We start from the raw sequence: 12,610 nt of genomic DNA, 5'->3' as shown, positions 1-12,610 counted from the left end.
ATTCATTCAGCTCAGATTAGCCCGGTCCAGATTAGTTAAGCTCAGAGGGAACCTGAATCTCTCCTGATATGACCTTCTGCTTCAGCTCATCAAGCTGCGCCAGGATATCGTCTGAGACCTTGATATTGCTGCCCTCCACCGTCACGTCCACGCCTCCGTCGCTGAGTCCCAGCATCTGGTTCTCTCCTGTGTAGGTATCCTCCACAATACTGGTAATTGCATGGTATGCACAGGAATCCAGCTTCTTAAGCATGCTTGCCATGATGTAGTCCGGTGCAATGCTGTTCTGGTTTAAATTCACGCCCATGGCAACAAATCCTTTTTCCTCAGCAGCCTGGAACATGCCCATTCCCGAAGCACCGGCTGCGTGGAAGATAACGTCGGCCCCCTTCTCCACAAAGGTATTGGCAATGGTCTTGGCGGTGGTGGGGTCATTGAAGCCGCCTGCATAATCCACAAGTACCTTCATCTCCGGTTCAACATACTCGGCTCCTGCCTTGTAGCCTGCTGCGAAGCGGTTGATAAGGGGATTATCCACGCCGCCGATGAATCCGATGGTCTTTCCGTCCCCCACCTTGCCGTCTGTCTTTTCCTGTTTTGCCAGGGCTGCCAGGGCGCCTGCAAGAAATGCACCCTCCTGCTCCTTACAGGAATAGGAGGCCACATTGGAGAGGTCGGACGTGGCGTCTAACAGGGCAAACCGCTGCTCCGGATATGTGGAGGCCACATTGGTCAGGGCGTCCACCTGCTCCGCTCCCACACAGATGATTAAATCGTAATCCCCGGATGCAGCCATCTCATCCTGGATGATTTCCTCATCTGACACAGACTTTGGCTCCACTTCGTCGTAGGTGATTCCGTAATCCGCGGCAGCCTTCTTTACACCTTCCAGGGCCAGGTCGTTAAATGAGTTTCCGCCCAGTCCCGCTTCCGTGAAAATGATTCCTATGTGGGCGCCTCCTCCGGAAGCATTTCCAGCGCCATCTGCTGCTTTGGCCTCCTGGGAAGTCTGTCTCTTTCCTGCGTCTGACGTTTCAGCAGATGAACCGCACCCCATCACTGTAGTGCCTGCAATTCCCGCTGCCACACATAATGCTGCCCACTGTCTGATTCTTTTCTTCATCATGTTCCCCTCCACTTTTATACCTGTTTTATTTTAGTATGTATATGTTTCTTAACTTGTTTAACAAGTTATCTAAAATGTAGCATGTTTTATTATATTTGTAAATCCCAATTTCATGTTTGCCTATAGAATCGTTAGATTTTGCCAAAATCAACTGATTGTTTCTGTCTATATTTCCTATATGTTTTTCCTGTTTCTTACTTTTTAGCTTTTTATGCTGCACAACGCAGAAAACCGGATGGTTCTCATCCATTGAGAACCATCCGGCCGGCTGATGGAATATATGTAATGTCCATACAGACAAAAAACAGGTACCGGTTCATATTTCTCTTCCCCGATACCTGCTTTTTGTTTTTCTGCTCTCTTTACTCTGTTCTTTTGGATTTCCTTTACATATACGTTCTGTTTATTTTCACCTTTCATTATCAAGTACATTTTAATGATACTTTCTCGTCATATCATTATAAATGTTCCCGTTCCTTGATAATCTACTTGGTATTTGAAAATATAACCGGATTCGTATTGTATCAGTTTCCTTTATGAACATTTCATCAGGCAGATTACTTATTCTTTGTTTTCTATATAATCATCTGATTATATGAAAACTAAAAAACACTTTCTGGTGGTCTGTACCTCCTTCTTTGTATTTCGTTCTTTTTGATAGTTTTAGTATACTCAAAAGGAGGTCATTTGTCAATACTTTTTTGAATTTATTTTGATTTTAATAGTTTATTTCGTATATATTGTATAAATTTTTAGTTTTTTCATGACAGTTTGATAAATCTATACACTATCCGTTAACTGCTTTCTGCATCCTACTCTCCCACTACCCTGTAAGTCTCCTCCACAATGCGCTCCATGGCATTGAGAATATTCTCATAGCCGGTACAGCGGCAGAGGTGTCCGGATATCAGCTTTTTCAGTTCCTCCCGGTTGTACTTCCTGCCCGTACCCACAATCTCCACCGCGGACATGATAAGTCCGGGAGTACAGAATCCGCACTGCACGGCTGCCTCCTCTATGAAGGCTTTCTGGATGGGACTCAGTTCGCCGTCCGGCCCCTTCAGGCCTTCCACGGTCATAATGCTCTTGCCGTCCACCCACATGGACAAATAAATACAGGAATCAATGGCTTCCCCGTTTACAAGGACCGTGCATGCCCCGCATTCACCTACCTCACATCCCTTTTTTACGGATGTAAAGCCAAGGCGGCGAAGGGTATCCAGAAGGGATTCCCTGTCGTCCACAGCTGTCTCCTGTTCTTTTCCATTAATCTTAAGCCTGATTACTTTAAGCATCTGTCTTACCTCCTGCCAGTGTGATGGATGTCTTAAGGGCGCGCCTGGCCAGCTCTCCTATAAGCTGAAGACGGAACTCCCTGCTGGCCCTCCAGGATGTACGCGGATTTACCTGGGCCAGGGCCTTTTTGACAAACAGGTCATAGATGGATGCATCTGACACCTGTTTACCCCGAAGGGCCTCCTCCGCCTCATGGCAGCGCACCGGAGTGGGGGCCGCCACGCCGTAAGCCAGCCGCACATCCTCCAGAACTGTTTTGTCAGGGGACAGCTTCACCCTTACCGCACATCCAAGGGTTGCGATTTCCATGGCTTTGCGCTTGCCGTATTTAATATAATGACCTTCCCATCCCTCATAATTTTCCCTGGTTATCTTAAATGCAGTGCAGATTTCATTCTGTTTCCTGACCGTACGTCCGGGACCTGTATAAAATTCCGTCACCGGCAACTCCCGTACCCCCTTGGGCCCCTTTAACACCACTATGGCATTGAGGGCGCACATGGTGGAGGCAGAGTCCGCAGAGGTGGCTCCGTTGCAGATATTCCCTCCAATGGTGGCCGTATTCCTTACCTGCGGACCGCCCACCTGGTCTACCGCCTCTCCCAGCATGTTCAGGTGCTTCTTTATAATGGGGTCATTGGTCAGATGTGAAAAGGAGGTTGCCGGCCGAATGATGATGGTCCCGTCCTCCTCCAGGCTGACGCCCTTTAATTCCGGTATATTGTGGATGGATACCAGACTCCTGCCCGCATCCTTTCCCTCTCTGACCCGTATGAGCACATCCGTTCCGCCGCTGATAACCTGGGACTGGGGGTCCGCAGTGAGGGCAGCAATGGCATCCTCCACTGAATTTGCTTCGTAAAATGACTTGATATCAAACATGATGACTCTCCTTTATCCTTACCTGCCGTACTATATCAGCCGCTGTCCAAGCCAGCTCTATATCAGGCCCTTTGCCTGAAATGCCTCTATGAGCCTCTGAGGCGTCATGGGAATGGTATCCATGGCAGCTCCCGTGGCATGGAGCACTGCATTGCGCAGGGCAGGCGCCACCGGGATGGCCGGCGGTTCGCCCAGGGACTTATTTCCATAAGGGCCGGTTGGGTCCTCCAGCTGGATGAACTTCACATGCAGGTCCGGCGTATCCATGGCTGTGGGAATCTTATAATCCAGCAGGTTGTCGTTCAGGGGCCTGCCTGCGTCATTATATAGGAATTCCTCCGACAGGCCGTATCCCAGGCCCATGGACATGCCGCCGTGTACCTGCGCTTCCGCCAATTTAGGATTAATCAGCATACCGGAATCATGGACATTCACAATGTCCTTTACCGTCACCTGTCCCAAGGGCATATCCACTTCCACCTCCACAAAGCAGCAGCCGGATGAAAATGAATTGTCCCTGCACTGGTTTGTAACCTCTGCTGTAATATGCTCAGAGCGCTCCAGGGAGTAAAAGGCGGTAAGCGCCAGAGTCTCCATGTCCAGAAGCTCTTTTCCCGTGGCTTTTTCCACTATATGGTCGCGGACCACATCCAGTTCTTTTGCAGGGCGGCCCTCCAGCATAAAGCTGGCATAATCCAGAATCCGGGCCTTCAGCTGCCGGGCACACTTTTTAACAGCCATGCCGGTCACATAGGTCTGGCGGGATGCATATGCGCCTGTGTCAAAGGGCGCTGTATCCGTATCCTGGGTGGATACAATATATACCTTCTCAAAGGAGATTCCCGTTGTCTCTGCCGCCATCTGGCTGAACACAGTGTCTGCGCCCTGCCCTATTTCCGTGGCCCCCAGCTGCAGCTGCATGGAACCGTCCTGGTTCAGTATCATCCTTGCGGAGGCAGTCTCCAGGGAAATGGGGTATACGCCTGTCTTATAACAGAAGATTGCCATTCCCACTCCCCGTCTCACGGGACCTGTCTGGTTGGCATAAGCCCTGCGCTTCTCCTCCCAGCCAATGTACTTCGCTCCTTCCTCCATACACTTCTTAAGCCCGTAGGAATGGAAGGTAATGCCATTGGCCGGGTCCACGAATCCTTCTCCCATGCAGTTCTTCATGCGGAAGTCCAGAGGGTCTGCGCCGATAGCCCGGCACACATCATCGGTCAGGCATTCCGATAAAAAGGCTGCCTGCGGAATGCCGTATCCCCTCATGGCCCCGGCGGTGGCAGTGGAAGTCCATACCGTGTAGCAGTCAATTTCCGCTCCCAGCAGGTCCTGGTAAATATCCTTGAAAACATTGCCGCAGTTGGCACAAATGGCGTGGCCATGGGAAGCATAGCCGCCGTTATTGGCATAGGCCTCCAGCTTCCTGGCAAGCATCCTCCCGTCCTTTGTGGCAAGGGCCCTGCACTTTCCGTCAATGGCATGGCGGGTCCTGGTCCCGTAGATGGTTTCCTCCCTGCTGATTTCCAGGCGGACCGGACGTCCTCCCACCACGGTGGTCAGATAGGCATTTAAGGGCTCATAAAGCACATCCTGCTTATTGCCGAAGCCGCCGCCGATATAGGGCTTGATAACCCTTATCTTTCCAATGGGCATACCCAGGGCCTGGGAAATAACCCTGCGGACAATATGGGGAATCTGGGTGGAGGATGTGACTGTTACCTTGCCGCCCGGCTCCTGGTATGCCCAGGATACGGGCAGTTCAATGTGGCAGTGGGAAATGCGCGGAGTGTGGTACTCCCGGTCCAGGACCACCAGATTCTCCTTTCCGTACGTTTCCTCCGCCGCCCGGAGTCCTTCCTCAAAGGTAAAATCCTTTGGTCCCATGGTGAGGTGGGAATGGACAATTACATTATCCTTTCTCAGGTCAGGGTGCAGGGGCGTGGCATCCTCTGCCATGGCCTGCTCCACTGTGACCATTGGCCTGTATTCCTCGTATTCCACTTTGATGAGACGGACCGCCTGCTGGCAGGCCACATCATCTATGGCAATAACCGCCGCAATATCATCCCCATAGAGCCTGACCCGCTGGTTCAGAAGCTTTCTGTCCCCGATATCCTGGTGGGCAGCCTCCACGCTCCACGGATGGCCTGCTGTGGGAAACTGGTAATCCGGCACATCAAAACAGGTGACTATCTTAACGACTCCCGGCACCTTAAGGGCGTCCTCAAGGTCAAACCTCTTAACCAGTCCATTGGCAATGGTGGAATGGACCACCCTGGCGCACAGGCAGTCCCTGGGTTCCAAATCCGATGTATACTTTGCCTCTCCTGTGACCTTTCCATAGGCGTCAACACGGGCAACGCCTTTTCCTACTATATTATTCATCACAAATCCGTCCTCTTTTCCATTTTCCTGCCTCTTTAGAGGGCCAGCTTCCATATAGCTATCAATATAGAAAATACAGCAATGCCTTTTTTCAGAAGAATCTGATTAATCTTAACCGCATTCCTGCTTCCGAATACAACTCCTATGCCGTGGAACACAAGGGCCGCCCCCATCACAGGCAGGATGTCGGTTATGGAACACTGCATCATGTATCCGATGCAGGCAGGTATGCCGATAAACACCGAGTTAAAGAGGGCCACCCCCACCGCGGTCCTGATACCGATACCCAGGACCACCAAAAGGGGCATGACCAGCACCGGCCCTCCTGCTCCTGACAGGGAGCACACTGCACCGGTTGCAAATCCAAGAATCAGGGTGGCTGCCAGATGCTCTGAGATAACATATCCCTTATTCCCTGCCTCCTGGCTCTTATCCTTGCGAAGCAGAATGGAAATACCGGACAGGAGGACCACCACATACAGGATAATCTTTACAGTGGATTCCGGAATGATGAGGTTTAACTTCACTCCCAGGACAGCGCCTGCAAGGCTCCCCAGGCTGAGACGGATGCCGAATGGGACATCCAGGTTTCCCGCCTTGTTATAATTCACAGAGCCCAGCGCTCCTGACACAATGAATGCCGCAAAGCTCAGGGCCAGCCCCTCCGTCACACCCATTCCCAGGGGACCTGTATACACAATGGGAAGCAGGAAACCCGCCACCCCCGTAAGTCCTACAAACGCGCCAACTACCAGGTTCGCTGCCATAACAATCATCCAGAATACCATGAACCAGTTTTCCTCCTTGAAATATCTTTATATAATCATTTATAATGTGACTGCATTGTCTTCCATATACTTCCTGGACTCGTACATAATCCGCTCCTCATCCAGTGACAGGACCTCCCTGTCCTTCATGAGAATCCGGCCGCCTACAATCATATCCTCCACATCACCGGCATTTACACATTCAAACAGTGTGTGAAGCTTGTTTCCGGTTGGGCACAGATGGGGCTGGTCCATATTGATGCTGATGATATCAGCCTTGTATCCGGCCTCCAGACGGCCCAGGTTTCCTTCCTCATTCAGAGCTGCCGCCCCGCCTTCCAGAACAATTTTAAGGATTGTCTCAGCCGGCATCACCTTGGGATTTCCATTGGGAACACCGTGGTATATATTCATGACAGAGCGGAATATCTTCATCTCATTCCAAAGGCTTAAGCCACCGTGGGCTGCTCCGTCCGAGCCCAGGCCCACCGGGATTCCCATTTCCAGAAGCTGGGGTGTATCCGGCACTGCCTTGCCGCAGTTGCTGAAAGGACAGTGGCAGGTCTTTACGCCCCGCTCCATTACCAGGGATTTTTCCTGCTCAGAAAGTATCAGGCTGTGTGCCCCCAGGAAGTTGCTTCCCAGCACATGCATTTTTTCCAGATATTCATAGGGGCGCATTCCCTCACGGTCCACAATACCGTTGATTTCGCCCATGTACTCGTTCATATGGGCCTGAAGCATGGTTCCCCGCTCCCTGGCCCTCTCTGCTTCCAGCTCTACCAGCCGGCCGGAACAGGAATTCAGTGCGCGGAGGGAATAGTAGACCTTAAGGTTTCCCTTTCCATGAAACCTGTCGTAGAGGGAATCCGTGCGTTTTACCGCCTCCTCTGCATCCATGGCAATGGACTGGGGAAGTCCCTCCTCATCCATGGTGGAGTAGGACAGGGCCCCGCGAAGGCCACTTTCCTCATAGACGGACGCCGCTGTCTCCATATGGTAGCTGCCTGCGTCAACGAATCCCGCGGTACCGCATTTTATCATCTCCAGGGCAGCTGCCTGGGCGCAGAGACGCATCTTATCCGGGGTCAGCGTACTCTCAAAGGGCAGCATGATTCTGGTCCAGATAATGGGCTTTGCATCCAGCACCAGCCCCTTTAACAGCTGCTGTCCTGTATGCATATGGCTGTCAATCAGACCCGGCATGAACAGCTTGCCTTTTCCGCTGATTGTCTCGGCGGCCTGATACTTTTTCCACAGCTCCCTGCCGGTTTCCAGTATCCTTCCCCCTGAAACCGCCATATCCACATGCTCCTCCAATTGGTCATGCTTTATCAACAGGGAACCGTCTTTTATTAACAAATCACATGTCTGCATCTTATCTTCTCCTTTTCAATTGGACGGCCTGCCGGGTATCAAAACCCGCCGTCTCTTCATGCTGTCAGATAACGCCTGCCAGGCTAAGAAGCATCTGGTCCCAGAGGCAGGAGCCAAGAAACGTACCTGTCATGACGAAAATACCCACTATCAGTATCTTCCAGCCCTGGCTGATAAATGTCTTTAATTGGTCGCTGATGGCCAGGCCGGCAAATGCTCCAACCATGGTAAAAGGAGCTGTAAAATTGATGTTGGAGGCTGCCTGAATCACAAAGTCCCTGACCGGTGAAATGGGGGACGCGGACAGCAGTCCTATGATGGAGCAGTAAGCCACAATGGGAAGCTTCAGGGGGAGCACCTTTGTAAGGAACACCGCCACCATGGATATTGCAATCAGTACCGCCAGTCCGGGAAGGGAATCCGTGATTCCTACCCCGTAGCCAATCAGATTGGCAAGGCCCGTTCCGCATGCCGCCAATACAAACAATACAAGCCATTCTATGTATCTCATACCGTCTCCTCCTTAATATCCCTGCCCTCTTTGTTCTTTAGGGCAAAACGTCCCAGCTTTGGTTCCAGAATCGTATATAATTTGTCTGTCATTGGTATTGCTATAAACATGGTGATATACATACCTGTGATTCCGGCAATGGTTTCACCCACACTGGCCATGGCTGAAATGGTATCGGTCCATTCCGGGTAAATGGCGCACAGGCTGGCGCTTGAGCTGGCCATCATAATGCCGGCGCCCACGCCGGACCCCAGTCCCAATGCCTGCGGATGGAACCACCCCGTCATTCCCACCACCGAGGCCATAAGCCCAAAGTAGATGGTGCCCACCATACCGCCCACGATGTAGATGGAAAGGCTTCCTCTTGCCTCTGCCGAATCAGGGCCGTAGATGTTGTTAATCAATGCCATGTGGTACTCCCTGTTGATGGAATGGCAGGAGCCGATGGCTTCCCGCTTCATGCCCAGAAGGATTGCAACGGGCAGTGCCAGGAGCGGCCCCAGGAGATTCCCAAACCCATGGAGCAGAAGAACCGGACCGGACTGAAGAATGGTGTCGATGTTCGCACCTGCCGTAATCCCCAGTTTGGCGATAAAGGGGCATATACCCACCACCACCAGTTTTGAAGCCGCCTTTACGTGTCTGTTATCCACGATTTTAAGTACCTGCGGCCCGCTTAATACCCCCAGAATAATTGCATAGAAAATCGGGAACAGGATAAACATTCCTTTCCCTACCGGAATCTTAATCTGCCCGATATTATCCGCTATGAGGATAAATCCAAATGCCAGGGCGTAAATCTTCCATTCCAGCGCAAACCGTTCCCTAAGGGAACCATACACATATGTTTCTTTCTTGCCGCTCATAAGAGCCCCTCCTTTCCAGCCGGCTTTATTTTCATTTATTTTTACCCCAGCCGGCTGTTACAATCACCTTGTATTGAATATTTTAGACAAAATCTTATGATTAAAAAAGGACAAATGAGCACTTTTAACAAGAAAATCCATTGATTTTAAGAAATGTAAGATGATATACTTACAATTGATAAAATAAGACTGATTGAAGCGGAGAATACAAATGACACTGACAGAACTGGAAGCGGCCGTGCCCGCTCTGAAAGAATATACAAAGAATATGCCGGAGGATATCCGGAGCCGCTGTACCGTAAGGACCCATGCAGCAGGCTCCATTATCCACCAGAAAAATATGGAATTGGGGTATTTCGGAATTGTGGCAAAGGGTGAAAACCGCGTCATCAATGAATTTGAAAATGGAAATGTCTATATGATTGAGAGCAACAAGGCCATTGATTTCATCGGTGAGGTCACGATTCTGGCCGGAATGAGCCGCACCTCCGTAACCATAGAGGCCGTAACCGACAACGTTGTGGCCTACATAAGCCGCAAGGACGCCGAGCGCTGGCTGGCCTCCGACATGAACATACTGCACCTGACTGCCCGCCACACCGCATTCAAGCTCTACCGTTCTTCTTATAACAACGGGGCCAAGCTGTTTTACCCGCCCTCTTATCTTCTGCTGGATTATATGGTGAAGTACGGCCGCCAGAGCGGCATGGAGTCATCCCGGCCCCCAAAGACCATCACCGTGCTGCGCACCCGCCAGATGCTGCAGGAAGAAATCGGCGTCAACGTAAAGACCCTGAACCGGACCATACGGCAGCTGAAGGAGGAGGGATTTTTTTCATTGTGCAAGGGGAAGATAACCTTTACCAGGGAACAGTATGGGATGGCCATGGAATGGCTGGAGGCGGCGAAGGATAAATAATGGGGCGGCTGACAAACGTAATAGGGGATTTGAAAAATCCAAGTCCCCTGTGTATCATTCTTACATAACAAGTCTTTTTCCAAGTTCGTAGGCATTTTTCATATCAACAGGGAACTGCTGCTCTCTGTGTTCTGCCTTTTGGCGTTCGTCCCACATTCCAGCATAATACTTGGAATAGTCCTTAAACTGGTAGGTATCGCAGGAGTATAAAATCTCACAGCCGCCAAGTACCATGCCCATAGAACCAGCGATTGACTCCATCGTATTTCCATAACCATTATGAGCATATTCTTCTGACACATTCATGGTTACGATAAGACCGCACTTCTTCTCTTTTTTCAATATTCTCTCTGGTTTTCCTGTTTGTGGGTCTATTTCATAATGCAATGCCGGTTTTCCCGCCATATAATCCCAGGAAATCAACCAATGTTTCCCCGTCTCTTTCTGATATAATGGCAGAATGTTACTGATACTCTAACTAAGTTCAGGAGAATTGCCTTATGAATCAGACATCATCCCTATCCCCGGTAACAGAAGACTATGGCGCTGCCCAGATACAGATACTGGAGGGGCTGGAGGCAGTGCGCAAACGCCCCAGCATGTACATCGGCAGCACCTCTTCCCAGGGGCTTCACCACATGGTTTACGAAATCGTGGACAATGCCGTTGATGAGGCCCTGGCAGGCCACTGTACCTCCATCCAGGTGTACCTGAACGCGGACGGTTCCGTAACCGTCCGTGACAATGGACGGGGTATTCCGGCAGGAATCCAGACCAAAACCGGTCTTTCCGCCATCCAGGTGGTATTCACGGTTCTCCATGCCGGCGGAAAATTTGATGACAGCAGCTATAAGGTATCAGGCGGCCTTCACGGTGTCGGTGCTTCTGTGGTCAATGCGCTTTCCTCCCAGCTGCATGTACAGGTGGACCAGGATGGTTTCTCATACTCCCAGTCTTATGAACAGGGCATACCCGTAACCCCGGTAAAACAACTGGGCCCGTGCAGTCCCCGGAGTCATGGCACCACGGTGACATTTATGCCGGACCAGGATATTTTCCCATCCATTGCCTGGGACAGGGATGTTCTGGAGGAAAGGCTGCGCGAAACTGCCTTCCTGACCCAGGGCCTGGAAATATCCCTGTATGATTTGCGGCCGGATTCCGGCAGCGGGGCATCAAATCCAAAATCCCCCTGGTCCTGCACCTTCTGCTTCCAGAACGGACTTAAGGACTTTGTATCCTGGCTGAGCCAGGATGATGACCCCCTTTATACGGGAATCATTTCCGGCCATCATGAGACAGACAGCGTGCAGGCAGAATTTGCCCTGGTACACAATTCCTCTTACGGGGAACAGCTCTTAAGCTTTGCCAATAACATTTCCACACCCGAAGGCGGCACCCACGTAACAGGATTCCGCCAGGCACTGTCCAGGGCGGTCAATGACTATGCCAGGAATGCAAAGCTTCTGAAAGACACGGATTCTTCCCTGAGCCGTGATGAGCTCTCCGAGGGGCTGACCGCTGTCCTAAGCGTCCGCCTTCAGGACGCCCAGTTTGAAGGCCAGACAAAACAAAAGCTGGGAAGCAGCCATGTACGCCCGGTGGTGGAGCAAATGGTGTATACGCGCCTCACCCTGTTCCTGGAACAGAATCCCGCAGCGGCCAAAGCCATCTGTGACAAGGCGCTTTTAGCCAGGAAGGCCAGAACCGCTGCCAGGACTGCCAGGGAGATGGCCCGCCGTAAAACCGCATTGTCCGGACTCTCCCTTCCCGGCAAGCTGGCGGACTGTTCCAGCAAAAATCCCGGTGAATGCGAGCTGTTCATTGTGGAAGGCGACTCAGCCGGCGGTTCCGCCAAGCTGGCCAGATGCCGCGAAAACCAGGCAGTGCTCCCTCTCCGGGGCAAGATACTCAACGTGGAGAAGGCATCCCTGGACAGAATCAGTACCAATGCAGAAATCAAGGCCATGATTTCCGCCTTCGGCACAGGCGTGCTGGACACCTTCTCCCTTGAAAACCTGCGGTACAGCAAAATCATCCTTATGACGGATGCAGATGTGGACGGAGCCCATATCACCACCCTTTTGCTGACATTCCTCTTCCGTTTCATGCCAAAGCTTATTGAGGAGGGACACGTATTTTTGGCCAGGCCCCCTCTTTACCGGGTAGAAAAAGGAAAGAAACTCTGGTATGCTTATAGTGACAGCGAGCTGGCGCAGACCTTAAACGACATCCAGCGGGACGGCACCTGCAAAATACAGCGCTACAAAGGCCTGGGTGAAATGGATGCCGGACAGCTATGGGAAACCACCATGGACCCTTCCAGGCGTACGCTCCTGCGTGTCACCATTGATGACATGGATATGTACGATGAAACCTGCCAGACCTTCTCCATCCTTATGGGCGATGAAGTGGAGCCCCGGAAAAATTTCATTTTGGAACATGCGCAGTACATTTCCATGCTGGATATCTGATAAA

Annotated in this window: 12 protein-coding genes; 2 read left to right on the top strand and 10 right to left on the bottom strand. The window is 51.3% G+C overall.

The window, feature by feature from the left end:
- Window positions 1-31 precede the first annotated feature (31 nt).
- The 9 genes from FGS84_RS04390 to FGS84_RS04350 all read right to left on the bottom strand — a co-directional run bounded on the left by FGS84_RS04390 (window position 32) and on the right by FGS84_RS04350 (window position 9,213).
- Window positions 32-1,126, bottom strand: coding sequence for a BMP family ABC transporter substrate-binding protein (locus FGS84_RS04390; protein WP_138306461.1), 1,095 nt, complete (start codon window positions 1,124-1,126; stop codon window positions 32-34).
- Between the two features lie 25 nt (window positions 1,127-1,151).
- Entirely contained in the window at window positions 1,152-1,376 is a 225-nt protein-coding gene (locus FGS84_RS04385; RefSeq protein ID WP_138306460.1) for a hypothetical protein, read from the bottom strand.
- 562 nt (window positions 1,377-1,938) lie between these two features.
- Entirely contained in the window at window positions 1,939-2,421 is a 483-nt protein-coding gene (gene xdhC, locus FGS84_RS04380) for a xanthine dehydrogenase subunit XdhC (protein ID WP_138306459.1), read from the bottom strand.
- Window positions 2,414-3,304 carry a xanthine dehydrogenase subunit XdhB gene (xdhB, locus tag FGS84_RS04375; RefSeq protein WP_138306458.1) on the bottom strand — a complete coding sequence of 297 codons (891 nt, stop codon included), beginning with the start codon at window positions 3,302-3,304 and terminating at the stop codon, window positions 2,414-2,416. Before xdhB ends, xdhC begins: the two co-directional genes overlap by 8 nt.
- A 57-nt stretch (window positions 3,305-3,361) precedes the next feature.
- Window positions 3,362-5,692, bottom strand: a complete 2,331-nt coding sequence (gene xdhA, locus FGS84_RS04370; protein WP_138306457.1) for a xanthine dehydrogenase subunit XdhA — start codon at window positions 5,690-5,692, stop codon at window positions 3,362-3,364.
- Between the two features lie 35 nt (window positions 5,693-5,727).
- Window positions 5,728-6,480, bottom strand: a complete 753-nt coding sequence (locus FGS84_RS04365; protein ID WP_138306456.1) for a sulfite exporter TauE/SafE family protein — start codon at window positions 6,478-6,480, stop codon at window positions 5,728-5,730.
- Between the two features lie 39 nt (window positions 6,481-6,519).
- Window positions 6,520-7,836 (bottom strand): amidohydrolase family protein, encoded by a 1,317-nt coding sequence (locus FGS84_RS04360; RefSeq protein WP_138306455.1) that lies wholly within the window; start codon window positions 7,834-7,836, stop codon window positions 6,520-6,522.
- Window positions 7,837-7,900: 64 nt separating this feature from the next.
- Window positions 7,901-8,347, bottom strand: a complete 447-nt coding sequence (locus FGS84_RS04355) for a hypothetical protein (RefSeq protein WP_138306454.1) — start codon at window positions 8,345-8,347, stop codon at window positions 7,901-7,903.
- Complete coding sequence (locus FGS84_RS04350) at window positions 8,344-9,213, bottom strand: DUF3100 domain-containing protein (RefSeq protein WP_138306453.1); 870 nt, start codon at window positions 9,211-9,213, stop codon at window positions 8,344-8,346. The genes FGS84_RS04355 and FGS84_RS04350 overlap by 4 nt, the downstream gene beginning before the upstream one ends.
- A 211-nt stretch (window positions 9,214-9,424) precedes the next feature.
- Here FGS84_RS04350 and FGS84_RS04345 point away from each other — a divergent pair, with 211 nt between their 5' ends.
- Window positions 9,425-10,132, top strand: a complete 708-nt coding sequence (locus FGS84_RS04345; RefSeq protein WP_138306452.1) for a Crp/Fnr family transcriptional regulator — start codon at window positions 9,425-9,427, stop codon at window positions 10,130-10,132.
- A gap of 60 nt (window positions 10,133-10,192) precedes the next feature.
- Here FGS84_RS04345 and FGS84_RS04340 read toward each other — a convergent pair whose 3' ends face one another.
- Window positions 10,193-10,537: a hypothetical protein gene (locus FGS84_RS04340; protein ID WP_171042536.1), complete on the bottom strand. Its 345-nt coding sequence runs from the start codon at window positions 10,535-10,537 to the stop codon at window positions 10,193-10,195.
- A 95-nt stretch (window positions 10,538-10,632) separates the two neighbouring features.
- Between FGS84_RS04340 and gyrB the strand changes: the two genes are divergently transcribed.
- Entirely contained in the window at window positions 10,633-12,606 is a 1,974-nt protein-coding gene (gene gyrB / locus FGS84_RS04335; protein ID WP_138306450.1) for a DNA topoisomerase (ATP-hydrolyzing) subunit B, read from the top strand.
- The last annotated feature ends 4 nt before the right edge of the window (window positions 12,607-12,610 follow it).

The sequence above is a fragment of the Clostridium sp. 1001271st1 H5 genome (genome assembly GCF_005845215.1).
In the GTDB taxonomy this organism is placed as follows: domain Bacteria; phylum Bacillota; class Clostridia; order Lachnospirales; family Lachnospiraceae; genus Enterocloster.
Note: the sequence above shows the minus strand (reverse complement) of the source record. Positions and strands in the feature narration are given on the sequence as shown.